The organism is Microterricola gilva, from assembly GCF_004217495.1.
GTDB classification, from domain to species: Bacteria; Actinomycetota; Actinomycetes; order Actinomycetales; family Microbacteriaceae; genus Microterricola; species Microterricola gilva.
On record NZ_SHLC01000001.1, the window covers coordinates 2,193,947 to 2,212,357 of the forward strand.

General features: G+C 68.7%; 16 protein-coding genes. 3 read left to right on the forward strand and 13 right to left on the reverse strand.

The window, feature by feature from the left end:
• Position 1: 1 nt before the first annotated feature.
• Entirely contained in the window at positions 2-1,066 is a 1,065-nt protein-coding gene (locus EV379_RS10225; protein ID WP_242616321.1) for a Bug family tripartite tricarboxylate transporter substrate binding protein, read from the reverse strand.
• A gap of 33 nt (positions 1,067-1,099) precedes the next feature.
• Here EV379_RS10225 and EV379_RS17505 point away from each other — a divergent pair, with 33 nt between their 5' ends.
• The 3 genes from EV379_RS17505 to EV379_RS10235 are packed head-to-tail and all read left to right on the forward strand — an operon-like array spanning position 1,100 to position 3,585.
• Complete coding sequence (locus EV379_RS17505) at positions 1,100-1,231, forward strand: hypothetical protein (RefSeq protein ID WP_278044028.1); 132 nt, start codon at positions 1,100-1,102, stop codon at positions 1,229-1,231.
• A 3-nt stretch (positions 1,232-1,234) separates the two neighbouring features.
• On the forward strand, positions 1,235-2,884 hold the full coding sequence (locus tag EV379_RS10230; RefSeq protein ID WP_242616322.1) for an ATP-binding protein: 1,650 nt from the start codon (positions 1,235-1,237) through the stop codon (positions 2,882-2,884).
• On the forward strand, positions 2,881-3,585 hold the full coding sequence (locus tag EV379_RS10235; RefSeq protein ID WP_130506047.1) for a response regulator: 705 nt from the start codon (positions 2,881-2,883) through the stop codon (positions 3,583-3,585). The genes EV379_RS10230 and EV379_RS10235 overlap by 4 nt, the downstream gene beginning before the upstream one ends.
• A 7-nt stretch (positions 3,586-3,592) precedes the next feature.
• On the opposite strand, the gene EV379_RS10240 is transcribed toward EV379_RS10235, so the two are convergent.
• From EV379_RS10240 to EV379_RS10295, 12 genes are all read right to left on the reverse strand, one after another.
• On the reverse strand, positions 3,593-4,093 hold the full coding sequence (locus tag EV379_RS10240) for a CinA family protein (protein WP_130507404.1): 501 nt from the start codon (positions 4,091-4,093) through the stop codon (positions 3,593-3,595).
• Between the two features lie 73 nt (positions 4,094-4,166).
• Complete coding sequence (pgsA, locus tag EV379_RS10245; protein WP_207226230.1) at positions 4,167-4,763, reverse strand: CDP-diacylglycerol--glycerol-3-phosphate 3-phosphatidyltransferase; 597 nt, start codon at positions 4,761-4,763, stop codon at positions 4,167-4,169.
• An 8-nt stretch (positions 4,764-4,771) separates the two neighbouring features.
• Positions 4,772-7,705, reverse strand: coding sequence for an FtsK/SpoIIIE family DNA translocase (locus EV379_RS10250; protein WP_130506048.1), 2,934 nt, complete (start codon positions 7,703-7,705; stop codon positions 4,772-4,774).
• A 74-nt stretch (positions 7,706-7,779) separates the two neighbouring features.
• Complete coding sequence (locus tag EV379_RS10255; RefSeq protein ID WP_242616323.1) at positions 7,780-9,954, reverse strand: bifunctional lysylphosphatidylglycerol flippase/synthetase MprF; 2,175 nt, start codon at positions 9,952-9,954, stop codon at positions 7,780-7,782.
• 168 nt (positions 9,955-10,122) lie between these two features.
• On the reverse strand, positions 10,123-11,340 hold the full coding sequence (locus EV379_RS10260; protein WP_130506049.1) for an ABC transporter permease: 1,218 nt from the start codon (positions 11,338-11,340) through the stop codon (positions 10,123-10,125).
• Positions 11,337-12,155: an ABC transporter ATP-binding protein gene (locus EV379_RS10265; RefSeq protein WP_130507407.1), complete on the reverse strand. Its 819-nt coding sequence runs from the start codon at positions 12,153-12,155 to the stop codon at positions 11,337-11,339. The genes EV379_RS10260 and EV379_RS10265 overlap by 4 nt, the downstream gene beginning before the upstream one ends.
• A 5-nt stretch (positions 12,156-12,160) precedes the next feature.
• Complete coding sequence (locus EV379_RS10270) at positions 12,161-13,204, reverse strand: efflux RND transporter periplasmic adaptor subunit (RefSeq protein WP_130506050.1); 1,044 nt, start codon at positions 13,202-13,204, stop codon at positions 12,161-12,163.
• A 170-nt stretch (positions 13,205-13,374) separates the two neighbouring features.
• The gene (locus EV379_RS10275) at positions 13,375-15,051 is read right to left on the reverse strand and encodes a ribonuclease J (protein WP_130506051.1); all 1,677 of its coding nucleotides are present in this window, start codon (positions 15,049-15,051) and stop codon (positions 13,375-13,377) included.
• A gap of 71 nt (positions 15,052-15,122) precedes the next feature.
• Positions 15,123-16,100 (reverse strand): 4-hydroxy-tetrahydrodipicolinate synthase, encoded by a 978-nt coding sequence (dapA, locus tag EV379_RS10280; RefSeq protein WP_130506052.1) that lies wholly within the window; start codon positions 16,098-16,100, stop codon positions 15,123-15,125.
• Between the two features lie 152 nt (positions 16,101-16,252).
• Positions 16,253-16,717 (reverse strand): hypothetical protein, encoded by a 465-nt coding sequence (locus tag EV379_RS10285; RefSeq protein WP_130506053.1) that lies wholly within the window; start codon positions 16,715-16,717, stop codon positions 16,253-16,255.
• A 211-nt stretch (positions 16,718-16,928) separates the two neighbouring features.
• Positions 16,929-17,492 (reverse strand): dihydrofolate reductase, encoded by a 564-nt coding sequence (locus EV379_RS10290; RefSeq protein ID WP_130506054.1) that lies wholly within the window; start codon positions 17,490-17,492, stop codon positions 16,929-16,931.
• Entirely contained in the window at positions 17,489-18,298 is an 810-nt protein-coding gene (locus EV379_RS10295) for a thymidylate synthase (RefSeq protein ID WP_130506055.1), read from the reverse strand. Before EV379_RS10295 ends, EV379_RS10290 begins: the two co-directional genes overlap by 4 nt.
• Positions 18,299-18,411 lie beyond the last annotated feature (113 nt).

Consider the following 18,411-nt stretch of genomic DNA (forward strand, 5'->3'; position numbering starts at 1 on the left):
GCTAGCCGATCAGCCCGATCGTGGTGAGGGTCGTGGTGACCTCGGCGATGTTGTCGGTGAGGAAGCTGTCGAAGTCATCGCCGACCACGAATGCGTCGGCCCAGCCCTTCTCGGCCAGCACGGCCTCCCACGCGGCTGAACCGTGCATGGCGGTGACGGTCTCGACGAGCGCTGCCTTCTCCTCGTCGCTGATTCCGCCGGGGGCGACGAGCCCACGCCAGTTGGTCATCTCGACGTCGTAGCCGGACTCGATCAGCGTCTCGGTGTCCGGCAGCAGCTCGACGCGCTCCGGTGAGGAGACGGCGAGAGCGCGCAGCTCTCCGGCGTTGATCTGCTCGACGAACTCGCCGACGCCGGAGATGCCGGCCTGCACGGTGTTGCCGAGCAGCATCGTGACGGCCTCGCCCCCGCCGGAGTTGGCGATGTAGTTGAGCTTGCTCGTGATGTCCTCAGCCGGGATTCCCGCCTCGGTGAGCAACATTCCGGCCAGAATGTGGTCGGCGCCGCCTGCAGAGCCTCCCGTGACGGCAACGCCTGCCCCGTCCTTGATGATCGCGTCAACGAGGTCGGATGTCGTCTTGTACGGAGATGATGCCGGAACGACGAGCACGAGCGCCTCCTCGGTCATCTTGGCGATCGGCACGGTGTCCTCGATGCGCGAGGCGGACTGGTTGGTCTCGACGGCGCCCACCATGACGAGACCGGTGACCATCAGCGTTGCGGGATCCTTCTCGTTGGCGAGTGCGGCGAGGCCGACTGTTCCGCCCGCTCCGCCGATGTTGGTGACGGGTGCGGAGGCGACCAGCTTCTCATCGGTGAATACCTGGCTGATGGCACGGGCGGTCTGATCCCAGCCACCACCGGGATCCGCCGGCGCGATGACACTGATCGAGTCGAAGCTGACGGCCTCTGCGGCCGGTTCTTCTGCGGTGCCGACGGATGCCGCCGGGGTCGAGCAGGCCGCGAGGCTGATGGCGGCGAGGGCAACGACGCCGGTGCGCAGCAGTCGTGTGCCCAGTCGCGTCGGGATGGTGGCCGTGGTGTTCGGCCGGCTGTGAGATCGCAATGCTCCTCCTTGAGTTGCCCGGGATGGCCGGGCGTGACGATCGATGTGCTGGTGACGTTATGGCTGACGGATGCCGGAGCGGAAGAATGCGAAGGTAACGGTCGTTTCGGTCGTATTGGTCGCGCATCGTGGTGCGAAGCCGGTGCGCAACTGATGCAGACTTGAGCGGTGGGCCGGTCAATGTCGCTGCGCGTGCAGCTCGTCTTGCTGCAACTCGTCATCGTGCTCGGAACCGTTCTCGGAACAGGCGCGACAGCGATCTGGTTGCAGGAACGTCAACTCCGCGACGCTTACCTCGACCGCATGATCGCGGTCGCCCAGTCCATCGCCTCATTGCCGGCCATCTTCAGCGCATTCGACGACGAGGATCCGGCGGTCACGGTCCAGCCCATCGCCGAGCTCATCCGCGACGCATCGGATGTGACCTACGTGGTCGTCGCCAACGCCGACGGCATCCGGTACTCGCACCCCAACACGGACCTCATCGGCAAGCCCGTGTCGACCGATCCGTCCATCCCGCTCTCCGGCGAGATCTACGTGGGCACGCAGACGGGAACCCTCGGCGAATCGTGGCGTGTGAAGGTGCCTGTCTTCGACGGCGGCGCCGAGGATGCCGGATCGGGCGCCGTGATCGGCCAGGTGTCCGTCGGCATCCTCGAGTCCGAGCTGCGCAGCGACTTCGTCGGGAACGTCGGCTGGCTTCTGTTGGCACTCACCGTTGCCGCCAGCCTGGGCGTTGTGGCCTCAGCCTGGCTCGGAGCGGTGATCCGTCGCCGCATCTTCGGGCTCGAGCCCGAGGAGATCCGGGGGCTCCTCGAGACGCGCGAGGCCATGCTGCACGGCATCCGGGAGGGTTTGGTGGCCGTGGACCAGAGCGGGCGGATTGTGCTGATGAACGACGCCGCTGCGCGCCTGCTCGATGTGCCGGACGCGCCGACGGCGGTCGGCCAACCGATCTCCGCCGTGCTCGACGAGCAGCTTGTGCGTTTCATCGCCTCCGGTGAGAAGCTCGAGACACTCGCGCTCTCCGGTGAACGAGTACTGCTCGTGCACAGCGACAGGGTCGTCGTCGATGGCCGCGAGATCGGATCGATCGCGATTCTGCGCGACCGCACAGAGCTTGAGGCTGTGCTGCGCGATCTGCAGGGCGCGCAGAGTCTGGCCGACGGGCTGCGGGCGCAGTCGCACGAGTTCGCCAACAAGCTGCATGTCGTCAACGGACTGCTGGAGCTCGGCCACATCGACGCGGCCATGGACTTCATCGAGCGCGCCGGCGTCGGCGGCGCACTCTCGAATCTCGACGAGGACAGCGGCATCGCCGACATCGAACTCTCCGCTCTGTTGTTGGCCAAACGCTCCCGCGCCCAGGAGCTCGGCATCACGGTGAGCATCGGCACCGATTCGCACCTGCTCACAGGATCCGCGGCCGCACGGAGCGACCTGCTCACCGTTGTCGGCAACGTCGTCGACAACGCCCTCGACGCGTGCGTGCTCGGCGGCACGATCTCCGTGTCGGTGCGGGATGACGAGCGCGAGGGGTGGGTGCACGTGCTGGTCGACGACGATGGGCCAGGCGTGCAGCCAGAGGACCGGGACCGCATTTTCGAGAGCGGCATTACCAGCAAGGAACTCGATCGGGGCCGCGACCGACGCGGCATCGGTCTCACGATCGTCAGGCGCGTTGCCGAACGACTCGGCGGCAGTGCCACCGTGAGCGCGTCTCCGCTTGGCGGCGCCCGCTTCAGCGTGTGGATGACACGAGTGCAGCCGCCCGCGGCATCCGGAACCCTCGCCGTCGCCCGGGAGGGACGACCATGAGTGTTCTCAGCGCGATCGTTGTCGACGACGATTTCGCCGTCGCCCAAGTCAACCGACGCTTCATCGAGGCCCACCGCGGCTTTCAGGTGCTCGCCGAGGCGCACACCGGGGAGGCGGCACTCAGCGTGATCGAACGGTTGAAGCCCGCCCTCATCCTGCTCGACATCTACATGCCGGACCTCAGTGGGATCGAGGTGTTGCGTCGCCTGCGCGCGGCCGGCAACGATGTGGAGGTGATCGCCGTGACTGCGGCACGCGACCTGGACACGATCCGTCAGGCACGGCAGCTCGGTGTGCGGCACTACCTCGTGAAGCCGTTCACGGGAGCGAGCCTGAATGAGCGGCTCGAGGAGGTATGGCGTGGGGCGCAGACGCTGGCGGCCGACAGCAGCATCGAGCTCGACCAACGCGCGGTGGACCGGATGCTCGGATCACCGGCGACGGGCGGGATCCGGCTGCCGCTGCCGCCGAAGGGGCTCTCCGCGGCGAGCCTCGCCCGCGTGAGCGCAGCCATCGCGCGCTCTGCCGGCGATGTCTCGGCCAGCGAGATCGCCGAGACGCTCGGGATGTCGCGGGTCAGTGCCCGCCGTTACCTTGAGCACCTCGTCGACCTCGGGGATCTCGCCGTTGAACCGCGCTACGGCACGGCCGGTCGACCCGCGAACCGGTATCGCCGCCGCGACCCGGCCGCCGCGGAGTGAGCACGGCCTAGGGACGTGGCGTGAGGCCGAGTCCATCGGCGAGCAGGGCGAGTGCGGCCTGCACGGTCGCCGCCCGGATGGCGGCGCGGTCGCCGTCGAGTCGGAGCCGACTGACGGTGACGCCGGCGGCCGAGGCCACGGCGATGAAGACGGTGCCGGGCGGCTGGCCGTCCTGCGGGTCGGGGCCGGCGACTCCGGTCGTCGCCAGGCCGTATTCGGCGCTCCGCCCATCGACGGCGAGCACCGCACGCACGCGATCAGCCATCTGGCGCGCCACCTCGGCGTCAACGGCTCCACGCTCGGCGAGCAGTGTGGCATCGACACCGAGCACGCTGCCCTTGATCGCGGTGTCGTAGGCCACAACGCCGCCGCGGAAGACGGCGGAGGCGCCTGGGACGTTCACGAGCTCGGCGGCGAGGAGCCCGCCGGTCAGCGACTCGGCGACGCCGAGCGTCTCCCCGCGTTGGGTGAGCTCCGCGATGACGCGCGCTGCGGCATCCGCGACGATGAGCGGGAAGGCCTCAGACTCGGTTGACGTCGATCCGATCGGAGCCGACCCGGATGGCGCCGACTCGAGTGAATCAGACACTGCTCTTCTTCAGGCGTGCCGCGTCGACGAGGTACTGCACCCCCGTGTACACGGTGATCACGACGGCCGCCGTCATGGCGATGCCGTTGACCCAGTGCACCCACTCGCCGAACACGGTCCAGAACGGCAGCAACGCGAGCGAGATGGCCACGGACTGCACGAGCGTCTTGAGCTTGCCGCCCTTCGACGCCGGCACGACGTTGCCACGGCCGAGTTCGACGAAGCGCCACACGGTGATGCCGACCTCGCGCACGACAATGATCGCCGTGACCCACCAGGGCAGTTCGCCGAGGATCGACAGGCAGACGAGTGCACCGCTCGTGAGCAGTTTGTCGGCGATCGGGTCGAGGATTTTGCCGAGGTCGGTGACGAGGTTCTTGCGGCGCGCGATCGCGCCGTCGATGCCGTCTGTGCCGATCGCCACGATGAACAGCACGGCCGCCCACCACCGCAGGGCACCATCGGCTCCGTCGTCGGCGAGCAGCATCCAGAAGAAGATCGGGGCGAGCAGGATCCGAATGACGGTGATGATGTTCGGGGCGTTCCAGTTGCTCGGCCGAGTGGCGGGCGCCATGTCGCTGGGTGTCATGTGTGCGGCTAGTCCCTACCGGTCAGATTCCAGGCGTCCTCGTCGGTGTCGCCCTCGACCTCAGGGTACCCCTCCGTCATCTTCGCGACGGGGTCACCGCCATAGGGGTCGTGCTCGACCGGCGCCTGGGCCGGTGCCGGGGCGGATGCCGGGGCAGCCTGCTCGCGAGGCTCCTCTCCGCGCAGCTTGGCGAGCACTCCCCCGAGCTGTTCGGCCGTGACGAGCACGTCGCGCGCCTTCGAGCCTTCCGACGGCCCGACGATCTCGCGGCTCTCCAGCAGGTCCATCAGGCGGCCGGCCTTGGCGAAGCCGACGCGGAGCTTGCGCTGCAGCATGGACGTCGAGCCGAACTGGGTGGACACGACGAGCTCGGCAGCCGCCAGCAGCAGCTCGAGGTCGTCGCCGATGTCGGAGTCGATCTCCTTGCGCTCGACCGAGGCCGCGACATCCTGCCGGTACTCGGGGCGGGCCTGCTGCGTGACGTGCTTGACGACGCGTTCGATCTCGCTCTCGCTGACCCAGGCACCCTGCACGCGGAGCGCCTTGGACGCGCCCATCGGCAGGAACAGGGCGTCGCCCTGGCCGATGAGCTTATCGGCGCCTGGCTGGTCGAGGATGACGCGGGAGTCGGTGACGCTGGTCACGGCGAAGGCGAGGCGGCTCGGCACATTGGCCTTGATCAGACCGGTGACGACGTCGACCGACGGGCGTTGCGTCGCCAGCACGAGGTGGATGCCGGAGGCGCGGGCGAGCTGGGTGATGCGCACGATCGAGTCCTCGACATCGCGCGGGGCCACCATCATGAGGTCGGCGAGCTCGTCGACGACGACGAGCAGGTACGGGTACGGCTTGAGCTGGCGCTCGCTGCCGGCCGGCAGGATGATCTCGTTGTTGACAACCGCCTTGTTGAAGTCGTCGATGTGGCGGAAGCCGAAGCTCGCCAGGTCGTCGTAGCGCATGTCCATCTCTTTGACCACCCAGGAGAGCGCCTCAGCGGCCTTCTTCGGGTTCGTGATGATGGGCGTGATCAGGTGCGGAACACCGGCATATGGCGCCAGCTCGACGCGCTTGGGGTCGATCAGCACCATGCGCACGTCGCTCGGCTTGGCGCGCATCAGGAGGCTCGTGATCATGGAGTTCACGAAGCTCGACTTACCCGAGCCGGTGGAACCGGCCACGAGCAGGTGGGGCATCTTGGCGAGGTTCGCCACGACGTAGCCGCCGCCGACATCCTTGCCGACGCCGATGGTCATCGGGTGGGTGCTGTTCGTGGAGGCACCGGAGCGCAGCACGTCGCCGAGGGTGACGATCTCGCGGTCGGTGTTGGGGATCTCGATGCCGATCGCGCTCTTGCCCGGGATCGGCGAGAGGATGCGGACCTCGTTCGAGGCGACGGCATAGCTGAGGTTCTTGGAGAGCGCCGTGACGCGCTCGACCTTGACACCGGGGCCGAGCTCGACCTCGTACTGGGTGACCGTCGGTCCGCGGGAGAAGCCGGTGACCTTGGCGTCGACCGAGAACTGCTGCAGCACATCGGTGATCGCCCGCACGACCTCGTCGTTGGCGGCGGAGCGGGTCTTGGCCGGCGCCCCGGCGGCGAGCGTCGACGCGGACGGCAGGTTGTACGGTGCGGCGGGGCCGGCCGGCACGGCGTCACCGAGGGCATCAGCGTCGAAGTCGTCGCCCTCGAGCCCGAAGCCGGGCAGCACGCCGGTCGCGGCGAGCGAGGCATCCTCGCCCTGGTCGTCTCCCTGCAGGCCCGTCGAGCCGCGCTGGAGCTGGATGTCGCCGGTGTAGCGCTTGAGCGCGGCCTCGGCCTGGGCAAGATCGCCGAGCACCTCGGTGTTGTAGCCGGCCGCGCTGTCCTGGGCGGTCGGAGCCGCCCCGAAGCCGATGCCCTGCGCCGGGGATGCTGCCGGGGCCGGAACGCCCTCGAGCGCGCTGTCGAATCCGCCGGCGGACGGCTCGGAGCCGAACACGGCCGTGAGATCGTCGACGATCGCCCCGCCGAAGTCGGGGTCCTCCTCGCGCTGCGAGTTGTTGCGACGCCACCACGGCAGGGCGCCGTTGCCGCCCTGCTCCTCGTCGTCGTCCTCGGCGAGCTTGGAGAGCGCGTCGATGCCGTCCAGCTCGACCTGCTTGCTCTCGAGCTTCTCCTGCTTGGCGGCTGCACGCGCCTCGGCATCCGGAAGCTGCTCACCGAACAGCCAGGCGTAGAGCTCGCGCAGACGCTGCGGCAGCTTGTTCGGCGGGGTCTTGGTGATGATGAAGAGCGAGAGCAGCAGGAGCAGCGAGATGACGATCGTGGCCCCGACCGGCGTGATGAGGAGAATCAGCGGAGCGGCGATCATCCAGCCGAGGATGCCACCGGCCTGGGCAAGCACAGGCATGCCCTCTGACGGTGCCGGCTGGCCACCGAAGATGTGCGAGAGGCCGGAGACGCAGACGAGCAGGATCCCCAGGCCGATGCCGATGCGGGTGTTGTCGTGCACGCTGGCAGGATGCCGGAACAGCCAGCCGGCGAAGAGCAGCATGATCACGGGCAGGGCGAACGCCACACGGCCGAACAGTCCGCCGAACGTCCAGGCGTCGAGGTTCTGCGCGACCTCGTTGTTGATGAGGAACCACTCGACGCCCGCGCCGGCGACGGCGAGCAGCACGAGGAAGAAGGGCAGGCCGTCGCGGCGCTCCTCCTTGGCGAGCTTCTCGGGGCCGAGCGCACGGAACGCGCCGCCGGTCAGGTGGGCGAGGCCCATCCACATGCGCACGATGAGTGCAGGCTTCTCCTCGATCGCCTCGAACTTGACGGTCTTCTGCGCCGCCGTCTGTCGCGGCGCGCGCTTGGTCGGGGTTGCACCGGTCTTGGAGGCCGCTCCTGCCGAACCGGAGGCGCGCCCGGAAGTGTTGCCGCCGCGCCCGGTCGGCTTAGTGCTTGTTGCCATAGATTCCACGGTACTTGGGGCCGCCGACATTGGCGTGCAAGCGGCGGCGAGTGTTGGATCTGCGCGGATCTGACTCAGACGGCCGAGCGCACCAGATCGCGCAGGGAGGCGTCGGGGAGGTAGGCCTTGGTCAGCGCGATTCCGATCCGCGGCAGATCGGCTTCGTCGCGGTAGAGCAGGTACAGCGGCTCTGGACGCGGGTTGAACTTGGCCTTGAACTGGTGCAGCGAGTGGAAGCCGTAGAGCGGTTCGAGCGTCGTGGCGATCACATCGAGTACGCGCTCGATGGGGCCCTGCTCCCCCGCAGCGCTGTTGACGAGTGGCGCACCGGAGAGCGAGGCGACGAGCGCTCCCTGTTCCTTGAATGCGAGGGCGGAGGAGGCGATCAGGAACTCCATCACCGGGCCGAATCCGCCGTCGCGCCTCCGCATCAGGTCGAGCGTCCAGCCGGTCACGGTGCCGCCCGGCCCGTAGACGGGCAACCAGGAGGTCACGCCGTGGATGCTGCCGTCGGCGTCGACGGCGATCCCGACCAACACCTCGGGGTCGAGCGCGTCGTCGACGCCGCCGAGTGTGAACTTCATCTCCGGCAGGCCCTTGTCGCCGACCCACTGCTCCGAGATGGCGCGCACCTGGGCCAGCACCGCCCACGGCTCGTCGGTGAGGCGACAGAGCCGGAAGCTGATCCCCTCACGCTCGGCCCGGTTGAGCGCCGCACGCACGTTCTGCCACCGTTTGCCGCGCATCTCCATGGCCGGCAGGTCGATCAGCGTGTCCTCGGCCACCTGCAGGCTGCGCCAGCCCTCCGGCGCGCCGTGCGCCACGGCGGCCGAGACGGAGAAGGCGCACGGTGTCAGGCCGGAGTGCTGCGCGGTCGCCGCGAACTCGTGCACCACGGTCGCGAGGCGCGCTGGCGTCGCGATGGGGTCGCCGAGTGCGATGGCGACGCCGGCGTGGCGCTGGTAGGCGACGACGGCGTCGGCCGCGGCATCCGGGGCAGGCCGGGAGAAGAAGTACTCGTTGCCGCCCCACGTGCTCATCCAGGAGATCACGCCACCGCCGACGCTGTGCAGCAGGCGGCGTGCCTCGGCGGCGTCGCTCTCCACCGCGCCGCCCAGCCGGCGCCGACGCCGACGCAGCGGAACCCGGAATGCCCCGCGGCCGACGAGCAGCACCGCGAGTTGGGCCAGCCAGAGCACCGAGGATGCCGCGGCGAAGCCGGCGCCGTCGAGGGTGCCTGCGCCGAGCGCCAGGACGAGCACGATGAGGATCAGCTGCAGCTGGTTCAGCAGCGCCAGCACGACGGCGATCCACCAGGCGAGACGCACGCCGCGGCGCACGCCGTTGCCGATCAGCAGGATGATCACGACGTCGATGAGGACATCGCCCCAGAGCGCGGTCGACGACACGGACGTGCCGAGCGGCCCGTTGAGCGTCGCGAGGTTCACGATCACCTGCACGACGGCGATCACGACCAGCCCGGAGAAGGCGAGCAGGCGCCACTCGCGTTCGCTCGGGCGGCCGAGCGGCTTTCGGTAGCGCGGGAGCAGCGGCACGACCACGAGCGCGATGGCGACACCGAAGAGGTGCTCGACGTCTGGCAGCGTGCCGAAATAGAGCGCGGCGATGCCGACCCAGGAGGCGAGGGCGAGGCGAGCCCGCAGCCGCCACGGGGCGCGCAGGGCGGCGGTCGCGGCGGCCGCGCAGGCGAAGGCGCCGCCAGACGGCCCGACGTCGAGCTGCGACGCGAGGTCAACCGCCCACGGCCAGCCGCTCGGCCGGAGCGCCAGGAGCAGCAGTGCCGTCGCGACGATCGCGAAGAGCTGACCGCCTGCGAAGATCAGGGCGGCGCGCCGCGCGCCGAGCACGCGTTCGGCCCAGCCGAGCCCGCCGAGGATGAGCACCGTGATGGGCACGTAGTGGCTCGGCTCCGCGGCGAGGAACGTTCCGGTGAGCGGCGTCCACCAGCGCCCGGCCTCGAATGCCGGCAGGCCGTATGCGACGTTCTCGTACCAGCCGGCCGCGGAGGCCGGCAGCCAGAGCGCCTGGCTGAGCACGCCGACGACGAGCAGGACGGCGAGCACGGAGAGGGTCAGCGCCGAGCGCCGGAGCAGATCGTCCGGGAACATCCGGGCGATGCCTCTGCGGCGAGCGCGTGCGGGTGCGGGTGCGGCGACGCGGGCCTGCGGGGCGTTGCCCGCCTGCTCTGTCGCATCGGATGCCGCAGCCGATTGCCCCGCATCCGTCACGAAGTGTCCCTCCCGAACGGCGCACCCCCGGCGCCGTCCACCGCCCACTCAGTCTAGGGCGGCCCCTCCCGCCCCCACAGTCCGTTGAGAGCGGCCATATGGCCGCCTTTCGGCCTGTGAAATGGCCATCTGACCGCTCTCAATGGAACGTCGGTGCAGCGGCGGGAGTCAGTAGCGGATGGCGTCGATGACCTTGGCCCGGACAGCGACGAGGGCTGGCATCAGCCCGGCCAGGGCGCCGACGACGGTCGCGCAGACCATGCCGAGCAGTGCGGCCTCTGCGGGGAACGGCGGGAAGTCGGTGATCATGCCCTGACCGATGAACTCCTCGACCATCGGAGACTTGACGATAAGGATCGCCAGCGTGACGCCGACCGCGCCTGCCGCGATCGTCGCCACGACGCTCTCCATCATCACGGCGAAGAACACCCGCCCTGCCGTCGCCCCGAAGCTGCGACGGATGCCGATCTCGCGGATCCGCTGCTTAACCGTGACCATCGCGATGTTCACGAGCCCGAGCGCGCCGAGCAGGAGCACGAGCGCCGCGACGCCGCCGACCATCAGCTTGAGCGAGAGCATCGGATCGTCGTCGTAGGCGCCTGGATCGGAACGGTAGACCTCGGCCGTGAAACCGTCGCCGAGTCTGGCCTGCACATCGGCCTGCATCTCGACCCGCATCTGCTCGCTCAGCTCCGGCGGAACCCACAGCTCGTACTCCGGCTGCTGCACCGGCTGCGCCGCCGGGGCGATCGCGGCATATGCGTCGCTGAGCATATACATCGTCGGTTCGGTGTCCCAGCTCTGCGAGCGGTGGACGCCGACGACGACCGCCGTCATCGGCGACTCCCCCAGCAGCTTCACCGTGGGGTTCTGGTCCAGATCGGGGGCGCCGAGCCGCTGCCAGAATGCCTCGTTCACGACGATCGCCGGGGCCAGACGCTGCTCATCGCCCTCGCCGAACCAGCTGCCGTGGTCCATCTGCAGACGGTGCATCACCGCGTAGGGCTGGTCGACGGCCTGCACCGAGAGGTTCACGGCGCCGTCGACGAACTGCACCGTCGCCTGCCCGTAGCCGACGCGGCCGGCGTAGTCGACGCCGTAGCGCTCGAGGCTCTGCTGCCAGATCGCGCTCATCAGCTCCGGATCGATGGTGCTGCCGTCAGCCGAGTACGCCGAGAGTTTGAGGGTGGCCGAGCGGCCGCCGTAGCGCTCGTTGCTCTCGGTCATCGCCTGCCCGGCGATGCCGGCGACGCCGACGACCGTCGTGATGGCGCACACGGCAACGGCCACGCCGATCAGGGAGAGCAGCACGCGGGTGCGGTGGATCCGCAGCTCCTGCCACGCCTCGCTGAGCGCACCGACGAGCTCGGTGAACAGCCGGCTCACGCGCTGATCCCCTCGTCGGAGTCGGCGTCGAAGCCGAGCTCCGTGCCGAGGCCCCGCTCCCGGTGCACCCCGCTGAGCACGGATGCCGCCCGCGGCAGTTGCCTGCGGACGGCGACGAGATCGCCGGGTCCGCCGTCGTCGCGCACGACGCTGAGCACCCCGTGATCCAGCAGCAGGTGTCGCGTCGCCAGATCGGCGATCGCCGGGTCGTGGGTGATGGTGACGAGAGCCGCACCGGTGGAGAGCGCCACCTCATCGAGCAGCTCCATCACAGTGGCTCCCGTCTCCACGTCGAGCGCTCCGGTCGGCTCGTCGGCCAGGATCACCCGTGGCCCGCGCACCAGAGAGCGCGCGATGGCGACCCGCTGCTGCTCGCCGCCGGAGAGCTTCTCCGGCATGGAGTCGATCCGGTGACCGAGGCCGACCCGATCGAGCATCTCGGCGGCCAGTTTCGAGCGGTTCCAGAACTGCTTGCCGCTCGAGTAGAGCAGCGGCGTCATCACGTTCTCCCTGGCCGTGCGGCCAGGGAGCAGGTTGAACTGCTGGAAGATGAAGCCGATCTCGCGGCCGCGCACCCTGTCGCGTTCGGCCGAGGAGAACTTCTCGACCTGACGGCCGTCGAAGGTGATCGTTCCGGTTGACGGTCCGTCGAGCAGCCCCATGAGGTTGAGCAGCGTCGATTTTCCCGAGCCCGAACGGCCGACGATCGAGAGCCGGTCGCCGGCAGCCACCTCCAGGTCGATGCCGTGCAGGATCGTGAGCGGCGCGGCGTCCGGCAGCGGGACCGTCTTCGTCACCCCGTCGAGTGTGAGCAGCACGGTCACTTGCCCTCGCACGCGACGCCGCCGCCCGGCATCGGCATGCAGCCGGCGTCGAGCGCGGGCGGGGCGCCTGGCACGAACTCCAGGATCGTGTCGCCCTCGGCCAGGCCGCTGACGATCTCGACGGAGGTGCCGTCGTTCAGGCCGAGCACGACCGGCCGTTCCTCTGTGCCGCCGTCCGGCAGCGGGGCGAAGACGGTGCCGTTCTCCGCCGAGCCCTTGACCGCCGTCGTGGGAATGGTGAGCACGTTCTCCGCGCTGCCCGCCGCGATGGTGATGTCGGCGGCGAGCCCGGCGAAGACCGTGATGTCGGCCGGAACCGCGCAGCGCACGGTGGTTCCCGTGCCGCCGGCCGTCCCGGTTCCCGCTCCGCCCGTAGCCGTGCCGGCTCCGTCTCCGGTCCCCGGCAGCGGCGTCGTGATCGTCAGGCCCGTGCACTGGAACGGTGCCGGCCCGCCCGTGATGGCGATCATGGCCTCAGTCGGCTTGCTGACGAGCCTGTACTGCTGTTCGGGGCTGAGTGCGCCGGTCACCGAGAAGCTCGGCGGCGCGATCTGCCCCGTCGTGTCGCCGACGGCGAGCTGCTGCCCCTCCAAGACGGTGAGCGCGGTGAGGGTGCCGCCGATCGGCGCGAACACCTTGGCGTAGCTGATCGTCGGTTTCGGCTGTGCGATCGTCGGCATGCCGTCCGGTCCGACGCCCTCGACGGGCTCTGGCACGGTCTCGACCTTGATGTCGTACAGCTTCGTGCCTGCATCCACCCACTGCCCGACGGACACGAACACCTCGTCGACCTTCCCCATGCCCGTCGCGGTCACGGCCACGGCTGGGTCGGCGGCGACGGAACCCTTCAACGTCACCTCGTTGGTGATGTTGCCGAGGGCGACGGCGACCTCCGGCTGCGTGATCTGACCGCTCGGCTGCGCCGGGTCGCTCGCCTCGGCGTTGTCGGGGAAGAATGCGATCTTCACGAGCGCCGCCGCGAGGGCGGCCAACAGCAGAAGTCTGAGGATCGGAAAGATCCATTTGCGTACGACGCCCACAGGGCCCCCTTGTTTCGGCGAGAACGTAAACCCCAACGCTATCGGCCGGCCGAGGGCAGGCACGCCCTCCTCAGGGATGATTCAGGGTCATACCTGAGGGCGAATGAGAAGAGCTCCGGATGCCGCGCGACGCGGCATCCGGAGCTCTCGGCGTTCTCAGGCGGTGAGCCCTATGCCTCGATGACGAGCGGAACGATCATCGGGCGGCGGCGGTAGGACACATTCACCCAGCGACCGACTGTGCGGCGCACGACCTGGGCGAGGGCGTGCGTGTCACGCACACCGTTCTGCGCGGAGTCCGCCAGCGCGGCCGCGATCTTGGGCTTGACGGCGTCGAAGATGGCGTCGTCCTCCGCGAAGCCCTTGGCGTGGATCTCCGGGCCGGTGATGATCTTGCCGGTTGCGGCGTCGACGACGACGATGACCGAGATGAAGCCCTCCTCGCCGAGGATGCGACGGTCCTTGAGGTCGGCGTCGGTGATCTCGCCGACGGTGGAGCCGTCGACATAGACGAAGCCGATGTCGAGCTGGCCGACCTGGGTCATCACGCCGTTCTTGAGGTCGTAGACGGAGCCGTCCTCGCCCTCGAAGACGTTCTCCTCCGGGATGCCGGTCTGGATCGCCAGCTGTGCGTTGGCGTGCAGGTGACGGAACTCCCCGTGTACAGGCAGCACATTCTTCGGCTGCAGGATGTTGTAGCAGTAGAGCAGCTCGCCCGCGGCGGCGTGGCCGGAGACGTGCACCTTGGCGTTGCCCTTGTGCACGACGTTGGCGCCGATCTTGGTGAGGCCGTCGATGATGCGGTACACCGCGTTCTCGTTGCCGGGGATGAGGCTGGAGGCGAGGATGATGGTGTCGCCCTCGCCGACCGAGATCTGGTGGTCGCGGTTCGCCATGCGGCTGAGCACAGCCATCGGCTCGCCCTGCGAACCGGTCGACATGTAGACGATCTTGTCGTCGGGGATGTCGCCCGCCTTCTTGTAGTCGACGAGCACACCGGCCGGCACCTTGAGGTAGCCGAGGTCGGCTGCGATGGTCATGTTGCGCACCATCGAGCGGCCGAGCAGTGCGACGCGGCGGCCGTTGGCGTGCGCGGCATCCAGGACCTGCTGCACACGGTGCACGTGGCTGGAGAAGCTGGCGACGACGACCTTCTTGGTGGCCTTGGAGATCACCTGGTCGAGCACCGGTCCGATGGAGCGCTCCGGGGTGGTGAAGCCGGGGACGTCGGCGTTGGTGGAGTCGACGAGGAACACGTCGACGCCGCTCTTGCCGAGGCGGGCGAACTCGCGGAGGTCCGTGAGGCGGCCGTCGAGCGGCAGCTGGTCCATCTTGAAGTCACCGGTGGCGAGCACGGTGCCCGCGACAGAGTGGATGACGACGGCCAGCGCGTCGGGGATCGAGTGGTTGACCGCGACGAACTCGAGGTCGAACGGGCCGAGCGCCTCCATCTGCCCCTCGGCGACGTTGAGGGTGTACGGCTTGATGCGGTGCTCTTTGAGCTTCGCCTCGATCAGGGCCAGCGTCAGCGTGGATCCGATCAGCGGGATGTCGGCGCGCAGGCGCAGCAGGTAGGGAACCGCGCCGATGTGGTCTTCGTGGCCGTGCGTGAGCACGACACCGACGACATCGTCCAGGCGGTCCTTGATCGGGCTGAAGTCGGGCAGGATCAGGTCGACTCCCGGCTGGTGCTCCTCCGGGAAGAGCACGCCGCAGTCGACGATCAGGATCTTGCCGTCGATCTCGAAGGTGGTCATGTTGCGGCCGATCTCGCCGAGACCGCCGATCGGGGTGATGCGCAGTGTTCCCGGCTGCAGCGGTGCGGGTGCGTAGACGTCGTTGGGCATATGCCCTCCTTGCGTATTTCGGGCCACGGGGTGGCCTCGTTGTGGTGCGCGCGAGCTGCTCGCGCGATTTCCTAGCGTGTTGTGCCGGCCACCTTTGGCAACGCGCCACCTGCGGCGGCGTTGCGGTCGGGGCGGAAGTTGGAGAAGTCGACACCGGGGATGTCGCGTACCAGATCGATTTCGTCTTCGATCTGCGCCGCCTCCCACTCTTCGGGTCCGACGAGGGGCAGCCGAACGCGCGGGCTGCCGATGCGACCGAGGCCGTGCAGGATGTACTTCGCTGCGACGGTGCCCGGAACGTGGGTCATGACGGCGCGTACGAGCGGCTCGAGCTTCTGGTGCGCGGCGGTGGCCGTGGCCAGGTCGCCGGCGTTGACGGCGTCGATCATCTGGCGGTACGGCGTCGGGGCGATGTTCGCCGTGACGCCGATCAGGCCGGTGGCGCCGATGGCCAGGTGCGGGAGCACATTGGCGTCGTCGCCGGAGAAGTACATCAGATCGGTCTGGTTGAGCACCCGGCTGACCTCGCTGAAGTCGCCCTTGGCGTCTTTCACAGCGAGGATGTTCGGGTGCTTGGCGAGGCGCATGATCGTCTCGTACTTGATCGGCACGCCGGTGCGGCCCGGGATGTCGTAGAGGATGACGGGCAAGTCGGTTGCGTCGGCGACCATGCGGAAGTGGGTGAGGATTCCGGCCTGGGTCGGCTTGTTGTAGTACGGCGTGACGATCATGATGCCGTCGGCGCCGGCCTTCTCGCTGGCCTTGTAGAGCTCGATGGCGTGCGCGGTCTCGTTGGAGCCGCCGCCGGTGATGATGCTGGCACGGCCGGCCGCGACATCCTTGCCGACCTCGACGAGGCGCAGCTTCTCCGGGTCGGTCAGCGTGGACGTCTCGCCCGTCGTCCCGGTCACGACGATGCCGTCGGCACCGGCCGTGATGACGTCGTCGATGTGCTTCTCCACGGCCGGCCAGTCGACTTCACCGTCCGCGGTGAATGGGGTCACGAGCGCGACGAGGACCTGGCCGAAGGGATTCGCTGAAGCAGACACAAATCTTAGGCTACCGGTTCGAGCGGCACTGCAGCATCCGAGTTGCGGTCATGATCGCCCCTCGGATGCCGTGGCGTACGCCGTCAACTCAAACGTGCTGCGTGGTGTGTTCCGTGCCGTCGCCGGTGAGCGGCGTGAAGATGGGTTTCACGTCAGGACGAACGGATGGGAAGGTTTGAGGCTGTGCCTGGGGTTCGACTTTCGGTGGTGGATCGGGTTGGCGCCGGGGCTCGCTGCTCTTGCTCATTGTTTCCTCCTTCGATCATTGCGGTGAGTGCGGCCACGATGAGAGCCGTTGACAGCGCCGCGATCAGCAGGACGAAGCCCGCCTTCGTCGCCCGAGCGCGCCGCTGATTCGACACATCGCGGAACTCGATTTCAACGGCCTTCATCTCGAGCAGGTAATCCTCGAGCTCCTCGGCACCCCGCACGCTGTCGACCCACGTGTCGACGAGGGCCCGCCCCGTCGGCTGCGGGATGGCGACTGGCCACAGCGAGACGGTGGCAGCGACGACGGTCGCGAGCGTCAATGCGAACGGGATCAGGCCAAGGTTCCACGTCGTCGGGTCGATCAGCGTGCTGAACGTCGCGCTGCCAAGCACGCCGGCGGCGACCACGACGAACGAGGACTTCGTGTCGATCGAACGGCTCCGCTGCAGCGCCGCCGCGCGCAGAGTGTCGAGTTCGGCGCTCAGCAACCGGATCCGCTGAATCCGCGGCTCCCGCGCATTGCCCTCATGATCGTCACAGTTCCGCATCGACGCCTCCCTGAGCAATGCTCAGTATATTCCACGAAGCAACGCTCCACCGAGCGTGTAGAGCGGGCGCTCAGGCGCGCGCGTAGCGCAGGAAGCGGTAGGGCAGACCACTGCGGGAGACATGCCAGTCGGATGCCGGATCTGCCGTCTCGACGTGCCAAGCGGCGTCGATCGTTGGCGCATGGGTGTCGCCGGCGACGTCGTCATCGATCTCGGTCACCTCGAGCCGGTCGACGGTGAAGGCATCGGATGCCGCGAGGACCGCACGGTAGATCTCGGCTCCTCCGGTGACCCAGACCCGCTCCCCCGGGGTCAGGCTCGCCGCCAGCGCGATGGCCTCGGTGACGGAGTGCGCGACGTGTGCGCCGTCGGCTGACCAGTCGGCCTGCCTGGTGACAACGATGTTCTCGCGGCCGGCAAATGGCCGGAAGCGCTCCGGGATCGAGTCCCAGGTCTTGCGGCCCATCACCACTGAGCCGCCGAGCGTCGTCGCCTTGAAGTGCGCCAGATCTTCCGGCACGTGCCACGGCATGACGCCGTCCAGGCCGATCACGCCGCCGCGGGCCTCAGCCCAGATCAGGCCGACGCAGATCGGGCCGACGCCGCTCTGGCCGCCGCTCTGCACGCCGCTCATACGGCGACGGCTCCGCGGATCGCGGGGTGGTGCTCGTAGCCGACGACCTCGAAGTCGCCGAACTCGTAGTCGAAGACGCTGGGGCGCTCGGCCGTGATCTCGAGCGTCGGGTAGGCGTACGGCTCGCGGGTGAGCTGCTCCGTGACCTGCTCGATGTGGTTGTCGTAGATGTGGCAGTCGCCGCCGGTCCAGACGAAGTCGCCGACGCCCAGGCCGCTCTGTGCGGCGATCATGTGGGTGAGCAGCGCGTAGCTGGCGATGTTGAACGGGACCCCGAGGAACAGGTCGGCGCTGCGCTGGTAGAGCTGGCAGCTGAGCTTGCCGTCCGCCACGTAGAACTGGAACAGGGCGTGGCAGGGCGCGAGCGCCATGTCGGGGATGTCGGCCGGGTTCCAGGCGCTGACGATGAGGCGGCGGGAGTCCGGGGTGGCCTTGATCGCCTCGATCACCTCGCTGATCTGGTCGATCTGCTCGCCGCTCGGGGTCGGCCAAGAGCGCCACTGCACGCCGTAGACGGGGCCGAGTTCGCCTGCGGCATCCGCCCACTCGTCCCAGATCGTCACGCCGTTCTCGCGCAGCCAGCCGACGTTACTCTCGCCCCGGAGGAACCACAGCAGCTCGTAGGCGATCGACTTGAAGTGCACCCGTTTGGTCGTGATGAGCGGGAAGCCCTCTGAAAGGTCGAAACGCAGCTGGCGTCCGAAGACGCTGCGCGTTCCGGTTCCGGTGCGGTCGGTCTTCTGCGTTCCGGTGGCGAGCACCTCGCGCAGCAGGTCTTCGTATGGAGTGGGGATCGTCGCGCTCATCCCCCCGATGGTATCCCGCCCCGACCGCATTTCGGCTGAGGGTGCCGTGTGGCCGCCGCCCGCGTCATCCACCGGCTCCGTCATGCACCGTCATACTGGCCCGGACGGGGTGG

Bases quoted from the DNA above. Each gene is read 5' to 3' on its own strand.
- EV379_RS10275 (WP_130506051.1), bottom strand. From the start codon at position 15,051: ATGCCCAACGACGTCTACGCACCCGCACCGCTGCAGCCGGGAACACTG.
- pgsA (WP_207226230.1), bottom strand. From the start codon at position 4,763: ATGACACCCAGCGACATGGCGCCCGCCACTCGGCCGAGCAACTGGAAC.
- EV379_RS10290 (WP_130506054.1), bottom strand. From the start codon at position 17,492: ATGAGCGGCGTGCAGAGCGGCGGCCAGAGCGGCGTCGGCCCGATCTGC.
- EV379_RS10250 (WP_130506048.1), bottom strand. From the start codon at position 7,705: ATGGCAACAAGCACTAAGCCGACCGGGCGCGGCGGCAACACTTCCGGG.
- EV379_RS10235 (WP_130506047.1), top strand. From the start codon at position 2,881: ATGAGTGTTCTCAGCGCGATCGTTGTCGACGACGATTTCGCCGTCGCC.
- EV379_RS10295 (WP_130506055.1), bottom strand. From the start codon at position 18,298: ATGAGCGCGACGATCCCCACTCCATACGAAGACCTGCTGCGCGAGGTG.